Origin of the sequence: Streptococcus sp. 27098_8_69, assembly GCF_041432445.1 — a bacterium.
Taxonomy (GTDB): Bacteria; Bacillota; Bacilli; order Lactobacillales; family Streptococcaceae; genus Streptococcus.
Map to the genome: position 1 here is coordinate 22,292 of NZ_JAPVZO010000005.1, position 15,201 is coordinate 37,492.

Annotated in this window: 17 protein-coding genes; 10 read left to right on the plus strand and 7 right to left on the minus strand. The window is 38.9% G+C overall.

Annotated features, from left to right (window positions below):
• The first annotated feature begins 49 nt into the window (after nucleotides 1–49).
• The 4 genes from O3658_RS02905 to O3658_RS02920 all read left to right on the plus strand — a co-directional run bounded on the left by O3658_RS02905 (nucleotide 50) and on the right by O3658_RS02920 (nucleotide 3,592).
• On the plus strand, nucleotides 50–868 hold the full coding sequence (locus O3658_RS02905; protein WP_371559218.1) for an endonuclease/exonuclease/phosphatase family protein: 819 nt from the start codon (nucleotides 50–52) through the stop codon (nucleotides 866–868).
• 149 nt (nucleotides 869–1,017) lie between these two features.
• On the plus strand, nucleotides 1,018–1,743 hold the full coding sequence (locus O3658_RS02910) for a CppA N-terminal domain-containing protein (RefSeq protein ID WP_371559219.1): 726 nt from the start codon (nucleotides 1,018–1,020) through the stop codon (nucleotides 1,741–1,743).
• Complete coding sequence (locus O3658_RS02915; protein ID WP_371559221.1) at nucleotides 1,740–2,672, plus strand: serine hydrolase domain-containing protein; 933 nt, start codon at nucleotides 1,740–1,742, stop codon at nucleotides 2,670–2,672. The genes O3658_RS02910 and O3658_RS02915 overlap by 4 nt, the downstream gene beginning before the upstream one ends.
• 8 nt (nucleotides 2,673–2,680) lie before the next feature.
• Entirely contained in the window at nucleotides 2,681–3,592 is a 912-nt protein-coding gene (locus O3658_RS02920; RefSeq protein WP_371559222.1) for a DMT family transporter, read from the plus strand.
• A 121-nt stretch (nucleotides 3,593–3,713) separates the two neighbouring features.
• Here O3658_RS02920 and O3658_RS02925 read toward each other — a convergent pair whose 3' ends face one another.
• The 5 genes from O3658_RS02925 to rsmG all read right to left on the minus strand — a co-directional run bounded on the left by O3658_RS02925 (nucleotide 3,714) and on the right by rsmG (nucleotide 7,867).
• Nucleotides 3,714–3,851 (minus strand): hypothetical protein, encoded by a 138-nt coding sequence (locus tag O3658_RS02925; protein ID WP_194251989.1) that lies wholly within the window; start codon nucleotides 3,849–3,851, stop codon nucleotides 3,714–3,716.
• A 299-nt stretch (nucleotides 3,852–4,150) separates the two neighbouring features.
• Nucleotides 4,151–4,549, minus strand: coding sequence for a hypothetical protein (locus tag O3658_RS02930; RefSeq protein ID WP_371559224.1), 399 nt, complete (start codon nucleotides 4,547–4,549; stop codon nucleotides 4,151–4,153).
• A gap of 311 nt (nucleotides 4,550–4,860) precedes the next feature.
• The gene (locus O3658_RS02935) at nucleotides 4,861–5,505 is read right to left on the minus strand and encodes a recombinase family protein (RefSeq protein WP_371559225.1); all 645 of its coding nucleotides are present in this window, start codon (nucleotides 5,503–5,505) and stop codon (nucleotides 4,861–4,863) included.
• A gap of 152 nt (nucleotides 5,506–5,657) precedes the next feature.
• The gene (locus O3658_RS02940) at nucleotides 5,658–6,941 is read right to left on the minus strand and encodes a solute carrier family 23 protein (RefSeq protein WP_315638841.1); all 1,284 of its coding nucleotides are present in this window, start codon (nucleotides 6,939–6,941) and stop codon (nucleotides 5,658–5,660) included.
• 212 nt (nucleotides 6,942–7,153) lie between these two features.
• Nucleotides 7,154–7,867, minus strand: a complete 714-nt coding sequence (rsmG, locus tag O3658_RS02945) for a 16S rRNA (guanine(527)-N(7))-methyltransferase RsmG (RefSeq protein WP_371559227.1) — start codon at nucleotides 7,865–7,867, stop codon at nucleotides 7,154–7,156.
• A 94-nt stretch (nucleotides 7,868–7,961) separates the two neighbouring features.
• On the opposite strand from rsmG, the gene O3658_RS02950 reads away from it, so the two are divergent.
• From O3658_RS02950 to O3658_RS02960, 3 genes are all read left to right on the plus strand, one after another.
• Nucleotides 7,962–8,522: a LemA family protein gene (locus O3658_RS02950; RefSeq protein WP_371559228.1), complete on the plus strand. Its 561-nt coding sequence runs from the start codon at nucleotides 7,962–7,964 to the stop codon at nucleotides 8,520–8,522.
• A 1-nt stretch (nucleotide 8,523) separates the two neighbouring features.
• Entirely contained in the window at nucleotides 8,524–9,423 is a 900-nt protein-coding gene (gene htpX, locus O3658_RS02955; RefSeq protein ID WP_371559229.1) for a zinc metalloprotease HtpX, read from the plus strand.
• A gap of 111 nt (nucleotides 9,424–9,534) precedes the next feature.
• A complete protein-coding gene (locus O3658_RS02960; protein ID WP_371559231.1) occupies nucleotides 9,535–10,131 on the plus strand; it encodes a lysostaphin resistance A-like protein in 597 nt (198 codons plus the stop codon).
• Between the two features lie 385 nt (nucleotides 10,132–10,516).
• Here the strand turns inward: O3658_RS02960 and O3658_RS02965 are convergent, their stop codons facing one another.
• Both O3658_RS02965 and O3658_RS02970 read right to left on the minus strand, forming a co-directional pair.
• On the minus strand, nucleotides 10,517–12,076 hold the full coding sequence (locus tag O3658_RS02965; RefSeq protein ID WP_371559232.1) for an ATP-binding cassette domain-containing protein: 1,560 nt from the start codon (nucleotides 12,074–12,076) through the stop codon (nucleotides 10,517–10,519).
• Nucleotides 12,077–12,320: 244 nt separating this feature from the next.
• Nucleotides 12,321–12,650, minus strand: a complete 330-nt coding sequence (locus O3658_RS02970) for a helicase BlpT (protein WP_311518635.1) — start codon at nucleotides 12,648–12,650, stop codon at nucleotides 12,321–12,323.
• Between the two features lie 646 nt (nucleotides 12,651–13,296).
• On the opposite strand from O3658_RS02970, the gene O3658_RS02975 reads away from it, so the two are divergent.
• The 3 genes from O3658_RS02975 to pyrR all read left to right on the plus strand — a co-directional run bounded on the left by O3658_RS02975 (nucleotide 13,297) and on the right by pyrR (nucleotide 15,199).
• A complete protein-coding gene (locus O3658_RS02975; protein ID WP_371559233.1) occupies nucleotides 13,297–13,839 on the plus strand; it encodes a DUF177 domain-containing protein in 543 nt (180 codons plus the stop codon).
• Nucleotides 13,840–14,469: an endonuclease III gene (gene nth, locus O3658_RS02980; protein WP_248035390.1), complete on the plus strand. Its 630-nt coding sequence runs from the start codon at nucleotides 13,840–13,842 to the stop codon at nucleotides 14,467–14,469.
• A gap of 208 nt (nucleotides 14,470–14,677) precedes the next feature.
• On the plus strand, nucleotides 14,678–15,199 hold the full coding sequence (gene pyrR / locus O3658_RS02985; RefSeq protein WP_049549150.1) for a bifunctional pyr operon transcriptional regulator/uracil phosphoribosyltransferase PyrR: 522 nt from the start codon (nucleotides 14,678–14,680) through the stop codon (nucleotides 15,197–15,199).
• Nucleotides 15,200–15,201: the final 2 nt, after the last annotated feature.

Consider the following 15,201-nt stretch of genomic DNA (forward strand, 5'->3'; position numbering starts at 1 on the left):
TTTAAGAGGTTGGAAGCTGTTTCCAACCTCTTGTTTATAGGAGAAAAGAATGAAGTTTTTAACACTCAATACCCATAGTTGGATGGAAAAAGATCCTGAACAAAAGTTTCAATTTTTACTTCAAGATATACTTGAAAACAGTTATGATTTGATTTGTTTTCAGGAAATCAACCAAGAAATCACTTCAGCTCAAGTAGAAACAGGCCCACTTTATCAGCCATTACCATCTGCTGAGCCGATTCATCAAGACCACTATGTGCGACTTTTGGTAGAGAAGTTGGCTGAGCAAGGTCAAAACTATTATTGGACTTGGGCCTACAACCATATCGGTTATGATCGCTATCATGAGGGTGTGGCAATTCTTTCTAAAACACCGATTGAGGCGCGTGAAATTTTGGTTTCAGATGTCGATGATCCGACAGACTATCACACTCGTCGAGTTGCTTTAGCAGAAACAGTAGTTGAAGGCAAAGAACTTGCAGTTGCGAGTGTCCATCTCTCTTGGTGGGATAAAGGCTTCCAAGAGGAATGGGCGCGCTTTGAAGCGGTTCTGAAAGAGTTGAACAAGCCACTCTTGCTAGCAGGTGATTTTAATAATCCTGCAGGCCAAGAGGGCTACCAAGCTATTTTAGCTAGTCCACTAAACTTACAAGATGCATTTGAAGTTGCAAAAGAAAGAAGTGGTAGCTATACTGTTCCGCCTGAAATTGATGGCTGGAAGGGGAATACAGAACCTCTTCGAATCGATTATATCTTTACGACAAAGGATATGCAGGTAGAAAACCTTCACGTGGTCTTTGATGGTAAAAACAGCCCACAGGTGAGCGACCATTATGGTCTCCAAGCAGAATTAGCTTGGAAAGACTAAATAAGGTATTTTAGTAAAAACAAACCAGTCCCCCTTCTACTAGCAGAAGGGGTTGATTTATTTAAGGAGTTAATATAGTTAAAGTTTTTTATTGAATAACTTGTAAAAAAAGATAAAATCCTTTAAAATAAAAAGTGTTGGAGGAATTTATGATTGTAAATCAAATAAAGCGTATGATCCCGACGCTAAAGGTAAATAATAGAAATTTAAATGAATCATTTTATATCGAGACTTTGGGGATGAAACCCTTGCTTGAAGAGTCAGCCTTCTTATCCCTAGGAGACCAATCAGGTATTGAAAAGTTAGTTTTAGAAGAATCACCAAGTATGAGAAACCGTAAGGTTGAAGGGAGTAAAAAATTATCTAGACTACTTGTAAAGGTAGAGAAGCCATCTGAAATTGAAGCCTTACTAGCTAGAATGGAAAAACATCCTCGCCTCTACAAAGGAAACAAGGGATATGCTTTTGAGGTTCTTTCTCCGGAAGGAGATTGTGTCCTTATCCATGCGGAAGATGATATCAAAGATTTGAATAAAGTTGAGGAAGAAGTCACTTTTTCAAAAGATGAGAAACTGAGATATTTGACAGCCTTTGAAATCTCGGTGGAAATCAACTTGCCAGATGAGACATCAAGCCTGCTTGAAAAAGAAGAAATCGAAAACCGACTAGCTTTCAAAAAAGCCCAAGGAAGTGATTTGCTGGTTGAAAATAATGTAACTTGGGACTTGTCCATGTTGAAATTTCAAGTAGAGAATCTGGATCTTGCTGTATTGCGTCAGAGATTTGAAGAAGTCGGTTACTTTATTCCAAAATCAGAGAAGTTTTTCCTCACTAAGGATACCAACAATATCGAATTGTGGTTTGAAACAGTATGAAACAAAAAATCATTCAAAAAATAGAGCAACAAATTGAGGCGGGGATTTATCCTGGTGCCTCTTTTGCATATTATCAGGATGGCGTTTGGTCTGACTGGTATCTAGGAGAAGCAAATCCAGAAATTGGTGAGCAGACTCGTGAGGACTTGGTCTATGATTTGGCCAGTGTCAGCAAGGTTGTTGGAGTAGGAACGGTCTTAACCTTCTTGTGGAAGGAAGGTAAGATTGAGCTTGATAACTCCATAAGAGACTATCTTCCAGAAGTGGATTACCCAGACATCACCATTCGACAATTACTAACGCATGCGACAGATTTGGATCCTTTTATCCCAAATAGGGATCAGCTTTCAGAAGACCAGTTGAGGAATGCCATGTATCATTTGAATCGCCGAGAGAAGAGAGCCTTTCTCTACTCGGATGTGCACTTTCTCTTGCTAGGTTTTCTCTTGGAAAACTATCTTGAAAAGGACTTGGATCAGATTTTACAAGAGCAAGTTTTGGATCCTTGGGGAATGAAGGAAACTCAGTTTGGTCCAGTTAACTGTGCTGTTCCAACGGTCCGTGGACAGAAAGCAGGAGTGGTCCATGATCCCAAGGCTCGTTTGCTTGGGAAACATGCTGGAAGTGCAGGCTTGTTTTCAACAGTTCATGATTTAAAAATCTTCCTTGAGCATTATTTACAGGATGATTTTGCTGCAGATTTGAGCCAGAATTTTTCGGATCTGAGTGATAAAGAACGCTCATTAGCATGGAATCTTGAAGGTGACTGGCTTGACCATACAGGCTATACTGGGACCTTTATCATGTGGAATCGTAAGAAGCAAGAGGCGGCAATTTTTCTATCTAACCGAACCTATGAAAAAGATGAGCGTGCTCAATGGATTTTGGATCGTAATCAGGTCATGGACTTGATTCGAGAGGTAGACTAGGGGGAAGTATGTCAAAAGCTTTAAAAGGAACTCTTTTTACAGTGATTGCAGGTATTGCCTGGGGTTTGTCTGGCACCAGTGCTCAGTACTTGATGGCTCATGGGATTTCTGCTCTTGTTCTGACCAATATCCGTTTGATAATTGCTGGATTACTCTTGGTTCTTCTGGCCTATACTAAATCGAGGGATAAATTTGTGGCCTTTCTGAAGGATAAATCAAGTCTGATTTCTCTTTTGCTATTTTCTTTATTTGGTCTTTTTCTGAATCAATTAGCTTATCTATCGGCTATTCAGGAGACAAATGCTGGGACAGCGACAGTCCTCCAGTATATCTGTCCAGTTGGAATTCTTGCTTACACTTGTATCAAGGATAAGGTGGCTCCGACGCTTTCAGAAATCATCTCTATGTTTTTAGCTATAGGTGGTACCTTTCTCATTGCAACCCATGGGCAATTGGATCAACTCTCGATGACTCCATCTGGTCTATTTTGGGGTTTGTTCTCAGCCCTAACCTATGCTCTTTATATCATTTTACCTATAAAATTGATTCAAAAATGGGGGAGCATATTGGTTATTGGTGTTGGAATGACCATCTCAGGTTTTCTAGCAGTACCTTTTACGGGGCTTATCGGGGCCAGTATTTCCATATCTTTTGATATCTTTCTAGCTTTTGCCGGCATCATTCTGATTGGAACGGTCTTTGCCTATACAGTCTTCCTCAAGGGAGCTAGTATGATAGGACCAGTCAAGTCGAGCCTTTTGGCTTCGATTGAGCCTATCTCGGCAGTATTTTTTGCCTTCATGATTATGGGGGATATCTTTTATCCTGTAGATTTTCTTGGTATGGCAATGATTTTACTAGCTGTGACTATCATTTCATTGAAGGATTTAATGCTTGAAAAGAAACATCACTCCGTTTAATGGATTAAAACAGTTTTTGAAGACTGGCTGACACTCAGCACTATAAAATATTCTGAGTTCACACATCTTATGAGTGAATTAAAAGACGGTTCAAAATGAGCCGTCTTTTTCATATATTCAATTATCGTTCACTAAAGGAAATTTGAAAATTATACATTGTACAATTAGGATTTTTACAAACTTTTATTACTTTACCACGCGCTCTATCTTCTGCATAAAACCATAAAACTTCTTGGCATTTTGTGCATTTTTCAGTCATATTTATACTCCTATAGTTTATTACCGCAATGGCTACACCGTTCTGGACGGTCGCTTGTTTTTTGCCCGCAAGTTGGGCATTCAATAGTTGCTGTAAGAATTTTTTTAACTTTTTTAATCATAATGATTACCATCCAGATTTCTTTTGACAAGTTCCATAATCACACCTATGGTAAGAAAGATTGTGGTAAATAGCTTCTTTACACCAATCGCATTTATTACCACTTAAAGCACGTTCACAAGCACAATACCATTCATTAGGGTTTCCCATAATAAAAACCTCTTTCTATTTACAATATTTTATAGTAAAATACCGCAATCTTGTGCTAATTCTTCTAATGTAAGTCCAGAATAACGTCGTAGGTTCAAAAGTTCCTTATCGATTTCCAGTCTTCCACCTGAAGAATCAACTCTCCACTGCAAAATTGATTCCAGAGCTCGAATACTTGCTTCAATTGTCTCTAAAGTTTCTTGAAGCGATTCTCTTTCTTGAGTTAGACTGATGTATTGTTCACGGTCTGCCGAAGCCATTCGTCCACCCAGCTCGTTAATATCAGCCATTACTTCTAAGCGAATTCTTTTCGATTTCTCAAGAATTTTCATCGCTAATTCTTGTTTTTTAGTGTATTTATCAATGTCAGATTTTCTAATAAACCATAAAATCCCGCCAATAATTGCAATTATAAAAATTAAACCCATATTTTCTCCTTAATAAAACCTCTAAGCATTTGTAGCACATTAAAAATCGTATTTATTTTAATACGAAATACCTCCTTTTTTATTTTCACTCAAAAATCCCTGCTACAATAAGGGTTGAGCTTGTTTTAGTAGACGGTCGTCAACTAAAACAATGAAAAAACAAAAATGCCAATTCAACAAGGTAACCAAAACCCTATTAAATCAGCATTTTAAATATTTTTATTGATAACTTTGATTGTTTTAACAAACGACCGTTTACTAAAACTGTTGATAGGTTTAATTTACTATTTTTCTAAGGATTTGTCAATCAATTATAGGTGATTTCTTCTATTTATTTGGATACCATTGCGCTTTAGCACATTATAAATGGTTGCTGTGGAAATATTCAGCTGATTTGCAATCTTTCGCACAGAAAATTCTTTTCGTAGATATTGCTCGATTATTTGTTTTTCGCTATCTTTAGGCAACCCTTTATTGCCAAGTTTCACACCTTTTTCTTTCGCTTTACGGAGTCCGTCTTTAGTGCGTTCAGAAATCGCTTGAAGCTCCCATTCTGCCACATAGCCCAACATCAAACAAAAGAACTTTCCAGTTAAAGAATCTGTTTCAATATTTTCATGAATTGATTGAAGATGAATACCATGTTTAGTTAAATCTTCAATAATAGCAGAGAGGTGAAGCATCTTTCTTGTAAGCCTATCCAATTTATATACGACAAAATTTGTTTTAACGCCTTGTTTAGCATATTTTTTGGCTAATTTTAACGCTTTGTCAAGCTGTTGTCGCTCCTGATTTCCGCCTGAATCTTTTTCGATATAGAGCTTGTCGCAAAAGCCGAGTGCTTCTTTTTGAACAGATAACCCCAACTCTTGACGATTATCTGTCGAACTGACACGAGCATAGCCGATAGTTATGGTTTTGATATTTTCTAATTTGTTCTTGTGATGATTTGTCAAAATTTCTCCTTTCTTTACTATTGTAGCAGGGTAATTATATTGTAAAAGGGAATTTAGACAAAATAAAAGACCTACAGTTTATATCAAAGGCTTCTTGTTCATAAAAACGAGGTCGGGATTTTGGTCCCGACCTCTTGTTGATTCTATATGGATTAGTCTTTGTTTTCGTATGGCAGGATCAAGTTTAGGATGATACCTGTCATAGCTGATAGGGCAGTACCTGAAAGGGTAACTGGACCAAGTTTAAGGATTGCTCCACCAAGTCCAAGCACCAACATAGCACTAGCGATGATAAGGTTACGCATTTGACCGAAGTCAACACGTTCTTTGATCAAGACTTTCAAACCGTTACTTGCGATAACCCCGTAAAGAAGGATAGACATACCACCAAGTACAGCGTTTGGAATTGTTGAAATCAAGGCAGTAAATTTCCCAAGGAAGCTAAGGGCAATTGCGATAAAGGCAGCGTTACGGATAACTGAGACAGAAGCGATACGAGTCATACCGATAACTCCTGTATTTTCACCGTAAGTTGTATTTGCTGGTCCACCAAGGAAGGCAGAAACAGAAGTTGCGATACCGTCACCAAGAAGGGTACGGTGAAGACCTGGTTCCTTCAAGAATTGGCGTCCACAGATTTGACCTAAAACGGTGTGGTCTCCGATATGTTCAGAAATCGTTACGATTGCGATTGGTAGGATGGCAATTGTTTCAGGACCGAAGTATAGGTTGTATTGTTTGAAGGCACCACCTGTATTGAATGGTAGGTAGAAACCAGGGATTTCAAACCAGTTAGCTTCAAGAACAGGAGTGAAGTCAACCAATCCAAGTGCTAGGGCAAAGAGGTAACCACCGATAATGGCAAAAAGGAATGGGATGATTCGTAGGAAGCCTTTTCCTTTTGTATTGATAAAGGCAGCAATCAAGAAAGTAACAACGGCTACAAGAGCGTTTTTCCAATTTCCGTCCGCTACAAGACCAGCGTTGGTAACAGCTGAACTAGCAAGTCCAAGACCGATAACGATGATCATAGGACCGATAATGATTGGAGGCAAGAGTTTGTCGATCCACTTTGTACCTGCAAAGCGAACACTTGCAGCAACAAGGACATAGACAAAACCTGTAAGAATAACCCCAGTTTGAGCGGCAGATACATCGCCACCCATTTCTTTCATAGCAAGTGACATGGCTGTGATAAAGGCAAAAGAAGAACCCAGATAAACTGGAACTTTAAAGCCAGTAGAGATCATGTAAATGAGTGTTCCTACACCTGATGCAAAAAGGGCAACCGATACAGGCATTCCCAAGATCAAAGGTACCAAGATGGTTGCACCAAACATGGCAAATACGTGCTGGAAGCTAAGAAGAATTCCCTTTCCAGCTGAAGGACGTTGGTCAACGTCTAATAACAAATCAACAGTTGATTCCTGTTTCATATTAACCTCACTTTTGGGCATCAAAAAAGAGCCCATTATTTTACAGCAATAGGCTCTCAGAGTAAGACTTCTTCAAAACATGGTTATCCCAATATTAAAGAATTTCATATATTTCTGCGTCTTCGTCACCTCACGGGATGACATTAAAAACCTTTGCTTGTGATAGTATAGCAGAAAAAAATTCTTTTGTAAACAACTTTTTTAAAAATGTTTTAAAGTGGTCGTTTGTTAGGCATACCAGCCTTTCTTGGGTATTTATTTGGAGTTTCTTTTTTCTTCTCGACAATAGTAATGTAGCGAGGGTCTCCGTTAGGAAGAGTGTAACTGAGGTTTTCTTCAACCTTACTAAAGAGAAGATTGAGGGCATTTTTAGCTTCAGTTAATTCCTCAGGTGCATTGCTAGCCTTGAGTGCAAGCAATGTTCCACCAACTTTTAAGTAGGGGATAGTCAACTCGGACAAGACCTGCATACGGGCAACAGCACGAGCTGTAACAATATCAAACTGAGCACGGAAGTTCTTATCTTGGGCGAAGTCTTCGGCACGTCCATGATAGAAGTGAACATTTTCTAAACCTAGTTCTTTGGCTAATAGATTCAGAAAGTTGATTCGTTTATTGAGAGAGTCAATAATGGTTACATCTAGATGAGGATAGAGGATTTTCATAGGAAGGCTAGGAAATCCTGCTCCAGCACCGATATCTAAGAGTTTAATGGGCTGGTTTTCAATCAATTCCTGTAAAATAGGAGCGATGGAATCATAGAAGTGTTTGAGATAGACTTCTTCTTTTTCTGTAATAGCAGTCAGGTTGATTTTTTCGTTCCACTCGACTAAGAGTTCAAAATAACTCTCAAATTGAACTTTTTGCTGGTCAGAAAGAATAATCTTGTGTTCAGCTAGCAAGTTATAAAATGTTTCTGGTTTCATAGTAGTTTCCTTCTTTAGTATCATCTTATTTTACCACAAAAAGATAGAAATTTGATATACTGGTACTAATCTAAAAACAGAAAGGAGATATCAGATGAATTGGATTATTCTTGGAGTTCTTGCTCTTATTGGTATCTTTGTGATTCTTACCTATAATGGATTGGTTAAAAATCGCATGCAAACTAAAGAGGCATGGAGTCAGATTGATGTTCAGTTGAAACGTCGTAACGATCTCTTGCCAAACTTGATTGAGACTGTAAAGGGATATGCAAAGTATGAAGGTTCAACACTTGAAAGAGTTGCAGAGCTTCGCAATCAAGTAGCCGCTGCAACATCACCGGCAGAAGCTATGAGAGCTAGTGATGCCCTTTCACGCCAGGTGTCAGGAATTTTTGCCGTTGCAGAAAATTATCCAGACCTAAAAGCGAGTGGCAACTTTGCACAATTGCAAGAAGAGCTGACCAATACTGAAAATAAAATCTCATACTCTCGCCAACTTTATAATAGTGTTGTTAGCAATTATAATGTCAAATTGGAAACTTTCCCAAGTAACCTAGTTGCTGGACTCTTTGGTTTTAAAGTGGCTGATTTCCTTCAGACTCCTGAAGAAGAAAAGGCAGTACCTAAAGTCGATTTTAGTGGTTTAGGTGACTAGGATGTTGTATGATCAAATCGCTAGTAATAAGCGAAGAACTTGGATTTTACTACTAGTATTCTTTTTACTTTTGGCTTTGGTTGGATATGCAGTTGGTTACCTCTTTATGCGGTCTGGTCTTGGTGGCTTAGTTATCGCTTTGATTATCGGCTTTATCTATGCCTTGTCCATGATTTTTCAATCAACAGAGATAGTCATGAGTATGAATGGTGCGCGTGAGGTGAATGAGCAGACTGCACCAACCCTCTATCATGTTGTGGAAGATATGGCTATGGTGGCGCAAATCCCCATGCCACGTGTCTTCATTATCGATGATGCCAGCTTGAATGCCTTTGCAACAGGTTCAAATCCCCAAAATGCAGCGGTAGCAGCAACGTCAGGACTCCTTGCGATTATGAATCGTGAAGAGTTAGAGGCGGTTATAGGCCATGAAGTCAGTCACATTCGTAACTATGATATTCGGATTTCTACGATTGCGGTTGCCCTTGCAAGTGCTATTACACTTTTATCAAGTATGGCTGGACGCATGATGTGGTGGGGAGGTGCAGGCCGTGGTCGTAGAAGTGATGATCGAGATAGTGGTGGACTTGAAATTATTATGCTAGTTGTTTCTCTCCTTGCAATTGTTTTGGCTCCCCTAGCAGCAACCTTGGTACAACTAGCCATCTCTCGTCAACGAGAATTTTTAGCAGATGCTTCAAGTGTAGAGTTGACTCGTAATCCTCAAGGGATGATCAATGCCCTTCGTAAGCTGGACCATAGTCAGCCTATGAGTCGTCATGTGGATGATGCTAGCAGTGCACTTTACATCAACGATCCTCAAAAACGAGGTGGCTTGCAAAAACTCTTCTATACCCATCCGCCAATCTCAGAACGTATTGAGCGTTTGAAACATATGTAAAAACATCCAGAGATTTTCCTCTGGATTTTTGCATCAATCACCTCACTTGTGACTTGTCCTCTCACAAAAAAGTAGTATAATATATGTAATTAAATACTAGTGAGGTGAATCATGTATAAGCGTTGGATGACCTTTTTCTTGATTTTGATTTTCATACCAATACACTTGAGTATAGCTGATAAAGTCATGTGGACAAATTCATTAGCCCTATCAATCATTTTTACACTTGTTGAGCTTGCAATATTTTTTTATGTAGGAAGAAAGTATGACCTGTTTCACATTCGAAAACTCTGCCTAAAAGATATGTTGAAGTGGTTTCTCTCCTACGCCTTGCTTGTCTTATTTTATATGTTGGTCAATTTTTTAGGACCTACCCAATCAGACACTACTCAATCAATTCAAAGTTTATCACTTTCATTGCCTGTGCTCTTTCTAGATCTCTGTATTTTAGCACCAGTCACGGAAGAAATTTTTATGCGAGGAATGTTACAAGGGACAGTATTTAAGAATACATATATTGGCTTGGTTGCCACATCGGTTCTCTTTGCTTATCTACATGGCCCCTATACAATTCCTAGTTTTATCACCTATTTTGGTATGGGATTTGCATTTGGTATAAGGTATAAGACTTCCGACAATCTTTGGAATTCCATTCTCTTACATGCCCTCAATAATCTAGTTGCATTTTGCTTTATGTATTTTAGATAAGGCCAAATTAGAATACCTTAGTTTATAAATATAGGTAAAATTTTTTCCCTATAGAACTGTAACAATAGCTAGCCATGAGGTGTCTTGTAGAGTATGTAACAGAACCTTCTATAGCAAGGCTCCTCAAAAACTCTTCTATACTAAACCCTTAATATCAGAACGAATTGAACGTTTGCAACATATGTAGAAAGAGAGAGTGGGACAGAAATCGGTAATTCGTTAGAATTCGATTTCGTCGTCCCCCCTCCGCACAGTTGAGTAGGGCTGTAAAAGCTGATGAAATCAGCGTAGTAGAGCCCACTCAACCACTGCGTCTTGCTCGACAATCCAAAGACAATTGAGAGGCCAGGACTTTTGTCCCAGCCTCTTTTGAGATTTGCTACATTTATAAATCTTGTAAATCAACTATTTCTAAACCATTTTTTGTCAAACGATAGATACTCCTACAGACTTCTTTTAAGAAACGTCGATCATGCGAAACAGTAACCAGACCACCGGGATAATTGGCAAAGAGTTTTCTGATTTCGGGTTGAGAAGTTGGAGAAAAGTTTCGTGTGGGTTCATCCAGAAGGAGAAAGTTTGGTTTTCGCAGCACTAAATTCAAGAGAAGGAGTTTACCTTGTTGGCCACCAGATAAAGAGTGAATCTTGTGGTGCATCTCTGGATAGCTGAAGTTGAGACTGGCTAAGTGAGATTGAATTTTCTGTAATTCTTCTTTATGTCCAGTTTGGCTGAGAAATTCTACTGGAGATAGATCCAAATTCAATGTTTCTTGGTAATCTTGTGGCATAAATCCAAGCGAGATTTCTCTCTTATTATTAAGAAGTTGCTGTAGCTTGGCTAAAAGAGTGGATTTGCCAATGCCATTTGGCCCGATGATACCGATTTTATCTTGGCCACGGACAGTTAGTTGTAACTCCTGAGCCAAAACACGCTCACCAATGGATAAATTTTCCTTTTCCAGTTGGACTAAGACTTTAGAAGACGGTAATGGTTGGATGTCTGAAAAGAAAAGTTGGATTTGTTCCTCTTCAAGTGGCTTTTGGGTCATGGACTGAGCTTCCTTTTCAAAGCGTTTTTCTTGAGAGAGAACATTTTTCATCTTTTTAGCCAGTAGGCGCCCGGCAACATCATTTTTAGTGTTTCGCAAGGCAGTTTCTACTTTTTGCTTGACTCTGCGATGCTTTTCCATGGTTTTTTCATAGGAACGTTGGTCGTTGGCAGCTTGCTGACTTTTTCTGGCAAAATCAGCCTTTCTCTGCTCGCTATAGCAATCATAGTCTAAATGCTCGACTAGGGTTTCAGCTTCCTTTCGGTGCTTGACCAGTCGCAAGTGGACAATAGTGTCTGCCGTTTGAGAGAGGAAGTCTTCATCATGGGAAATGAAAATAACAGTTTGCCTGGTCTTTTGAATCTGACCTTTTAGCCAATCAACCGTCTCAAGGTCTAGGTCATTTGAAGGTTCATCTAAAAATAGAATCTCAAAAGGTTTTGCTAACTCATGGATGAGCTGAATTTTCAAAGCTTCGCCTCCTGAGAGGCTACCAATCTCTTGGTCACTAGTAAAACGACTGCTGTCAAAATGTAATTCCTCAGCCAAGCGATAGAGAATACTGAAGTCCAAATCAGCAGACTCTAAAAAGAAGTAGTCCTGTAAAGATTTTTTCTTCAGTTCTTCAGGGAGATGTTGGGGAATGTAGGCCAGGGACTGAAGGTCAGATTGGATTTCTCCCCTGATAGTGAAATCTGCTAATCTTTCTCCCATTAAAGTTCGAAGTAAGGTTGATTTTCCATTACCTTCTTCTCCAATAATAGCGACCTTTTCTCCGTCTTGTATGGTAATGTTTAAATTGGAAATAAGGTCTCGTAAATCTTTGTTTTGTGTGATGGTCAGATGATTGATTTTTATCATATTATTGCCCTTTCTAGAATGTCCACATTGCATAACAAAAAGCTCTACTTTACCTAGTAGAGCCAATCGTCTATGTCAAAAAATCCTCTTTTAAAAGGGCTGAAAAAGCAGCAGAAAAAAGAGCGCACAAAAAGAGACAGAAACAAGATCTACTAAATAAAGGTTCTTTATTTGATAGACTTAGTTGTTCATGTCTCCCTTACCTCCGAGTATTGTTGGAATCATCATACTCTTTTTGAGAATATTTGTCAAGGTTTAGCTAGAAAAACCACTATTTTTAAAAACCAAAAACAGGTCCATAAAGTGTCAAAACGTGTTTGACTTGATCGTAGTGGAATTTGTCATAGTTTCGCCAAGCTGTGCGAGCTTCTTCATTGAGTTTAAGGGTGCCAAGTCCAATCAAGAGACTAGTATGTTGGTAAAATTTCTCCAGATCAATTAAGATAGAGTTATCTAGTTTCTCTGTCTTTTTAAGTTGATTGAGTAGCTCGTCGATATTTTGCTGCAAGCGCAGATCATCAGGCAATCCTTGTTTGCAAGTTTGGTAAGCTTTGTTTAACTCGGAAATGAGTTGATAAGCTTCTAAGATTAGTTCTTTGTCTTCCATATGAGCGTCCTCCTTTGCTCATGTATTGATGTCTATAGTATAGCACAAAAAGAAAAATTGTAATAATAAATATATCAAAAAATCAATAATATAAAACAAAAAGGATTTAGCTCTATCAATAACAGAACTAAACCCTTAGAAGCAATAGATTTTTAAGGATTTGAATTTCGATTGTCAATCAGCAATCAGTTTTTTTATTTCCAGATGCTGAATCAAAATGAAATGGTAAGGAGTATTAGGAAAATAAGGAAAGTGGTGCCATCGACCAAACTATTATTCATGCCACACAATCCTTTCGCTAGATAGGGAACTAGGGGGTATAAGACACACTGTATAAGGGTGACTGTTATCCTTACTGCCGAGCTGGTTACAGTATACTCCTTTCTACTTTATCATTCCTGTCTTTTTTATAGTCTTTTGAATATCGGAATTCAATTATTTATAGCTAAAAGTAGAGTTAGGAAGTTCATATTCCTACTAGTTCTCCGAATCATTTTTAAATTTTCTATCTACCAATTTTGTTTCTATTATAGAAGAACACCGACATTCGGAATGGAAAACTCTGACTTTTAAATTCAAAGTTTGGAAGGCTTACTTCTAGCATTTTCATGGTATAATCAAGTGAGTAAATCTTTATGGAGGAAGTATGAAATTAAATATTCAAGAAATTCGTAAGCAGCCTGAAGGTTTGCACTTTGAGCAAACTTTAGACTTAGCAGTTGACTTGCGTTCCCGTAATCAAGAAATTATAGATGTAAAAGATATTGTTGCTATAGGGAAAGTCCAGTATGAAGATCTTATGTTTTTCCTAGATTATCAGTTGTCTTATACAATCGTCTTAGCCTCTAGCCGTAGCATGGAACCGGTAGAATTGAAAGAGTCTTATCCAGTGACAGAAGTCTTTATGGAAGGTGCAACCAATCAACTGGACCAAGAAGTTCTAGATGATGACTTGGTCTTGCCTATTGAAAATGGAGAAATCGACCTGGCTGAAAGTGTTTCAGATAATATCTTGCTCAATATTCCAATCAAGGTCTTAACAGCTGAGGAAGAAGCAGGTCAGGGATTTGTATCTGGAAATGACTGGCAAATCATGTCTGAGGAAGAGTATCAAGCCCAACAAGCAGTCAAGAAAGAAGAAAATAGTCCTTTTGCAGGTTTGCAAGGACTGTTTGACGGAGACGAATAGATGGTTTTATCCAAGAAACGTGCCCGTCATGTCATTGAGGAAATCATTGCTCTTTTTCCAGATGCGAAACCAAGTCTAGATTTTCGCAATCATTTTGAACTTCTGGTTGCTGTTATGCTGTCTGCTCAGACGACAGATGCGGCAGTCAACAAGGCTACACCTGGCCTTTTTGCAGCTTTTCCAACCCCACAAACCATGGCAGATGCAAGTGAGAGTGAGATTGCCTCGTATATTTCTCGCCTAGGCCTTTATCGCAATAAGGCTAAATTCCTCAAAAAATGTTCCCAACAACTCCTGGATGATTTTGACGGTCATGTCCCTCAGACTAGGGAAGAATTAGAGAGTTTGGCAGGAGTTGGTCGTAAAACAGCCAACGTAGTTTTGAGCGTAGGCTTCGGTATTCCGGCCTTTGCAGTTGATACTCACGTAGAGCGAATCTGTAAACACCACGATATTGTTAAAAAATCAGCTACACCCCTTGAGGTCGAAAAACGTGTCATGGATGTTTTGCCACCAGAAGAATGGCTTGCAGCCCATCAGGCTATGATTTACTTTGGTCGTGCTATCTGTCATCCGAAAAATCCAGAATGCGATCACTATCCACAGTTGTACGATTTTAGTTCGTTATAAAATTGATTTCTTGTGTTTTTTCTTGCATCGATTCCTGGTTTGTGTTATAGTAGTACCAATCAAATATTCCTTTAATCCTGTCCCGTGAGGCAGGCAAGGAGCTGAATCAAGTAGAAGGGTGGAGTCTCTGCTGTTTTGGTAGGGCTGGCTTAACTATATATTCTGAAGTCTCCTTGTTTAAGGAGACTTTTCTTTTTGGAGGTTTGTCATGAAGACAAAAGAAGTTGTAGACGAATTGACCGTCAAGCGAGCGATTACTCGAATTACCTATGAGATTATCGAGCGAAATAAAGATTTGAACAAGATTGTACTGGCTGGGATAAAAACACGCGGTGTCTTTATTGCCCACCGTATCCAAGAGCGATTGGAACAGTTGGAATCTATCTCAGTGCCAGTCGTTGAGTTAGACACCAAACCATTCCGTGACGATGTCAAAAGCGGTGAAGATACTTCTATAATCTCTGTTGATGTGACAGAACGTGAGGTCATCTTGGTGGACGATGTGCTTTACACAGGTCGGACCATCCGAGCAGCTATTGACAACATCGTAAGCCATGGTCGTCCTTCTCGTGTGAGTTTAGCTGTTCTAGTTGACCGCGGGCATAGAGAATTACCGATTCGTCCAGACTATGTAGGGAAAAACATCCCAACCAGTCGTTCAGAAGAAATCATCGTAGAGATGACTGAACTAGATGGACAAGATCGTGTTCTTATTACCGAAGAAGCTTAGAT

Coding starts and splice junctions, on each gene's coding strand:
- O3658_RS02905 (WP_371559218.1), top strand. CDS start 50: ATGAAGTTTTTAACACTCAATACCCATAGTTGGATGGAAAAAGATCCT.
- O3658_RS02910 (WP_371559219.1), top strand. CDS start 1,018: ATGATTGTAAATCAAATAAAGCGTATGATCCCGACGCTAAAGGTAAAT.
- O3658_RS02915 (WP_371559221.1), top strand. CDS start 1,740: ATGAAACAAAAAATCATTCAAAAAATAGAGCAACAAATTGAGGCGGGG.
- O3658_RS02920 (WP_371559222.1), top strand. CDS start 2,681: ATGTCAAAAGCTTTAAAAGGAACTCTTTTTACAGTGATTGCAGGTATT.
- O3658_RS02925 (WP_194251989.1), bottom strand. CDS start 3,851: ATGACTGAAAAATGCACAAAATGCCAAGAAGTTTTATGGTTTTATGCA.
- O3658_RS02930 (WP_371559224.1), bottom strand. CDS start 4,549: ATGGGTTTAATTTTTATAATTGCAATTATTGGCGGGATTTTATGGTTT.
- O3658_RS02940 (WP_315638841.1), bottom strand. CDS start 6,941: ATGAAACAGGAATCAACTGTTGATTTGTTATTAGACGTTGACCAACGT.
- rsmG (WP_371559227.1), bottom strand. CDS start 7,867: ATGAAACCAGAAACATTTTATAACTTGCTAGCTGAACACAAGATTATT.
- O3658_RS02950 (WP_371559228.1), top strand. CDS start 7,962: ATGAATTGGATTATTCTTGGAGTTCTTGCTCTTATTGGTATCTTTGTG.
- htpX (WP_371559229.1), top strand. CDS start 8,524: ATGTTGTATGATCAAATCGCTAGTAATAAGCGAAGAACTTGGATTTTA.
- O3658_RS02960 (WP_371559231.1), top strand. CDS start 9,535: ATGTATAAGCGTTGGATGACCTTTTTCTTGATTTTGATTTTCATACCA.
- O3658_RS02965 (WP_371559232.1), bottom strand. CDS start 12,076: ATGCAATGTGGACATTCTAGAAAGGGCAATAATATGATAAAAATCAAT.
- O3658_RS02970 (WP_311518635.1), bottom strand. CDS start 12,650: ATGGAAGACAAAGAACTAATCTTAGAAGCTTATCAACTCATTTCCGAG.
- O3658_RS02975 (WP_371559233.1), top strand. CDS start 13,297: ATGAAATTAAATATTCAAGAAATTCGTAAGCAGCCTGAAGGTTTGCAC.
- nth (WP_248035390.1), top strand. CDS start 13,840: ATGGTTTTATCCAAGAAACGTGCCCGTCATGTCATTGAGGAAATCATT.
- pyrR (WP_049549150.1), top strand. CDS start 14,678: ATGAAGACAAAAGAAGTTGTAGACGAATTGACCGTCAAGCGAGCGATT.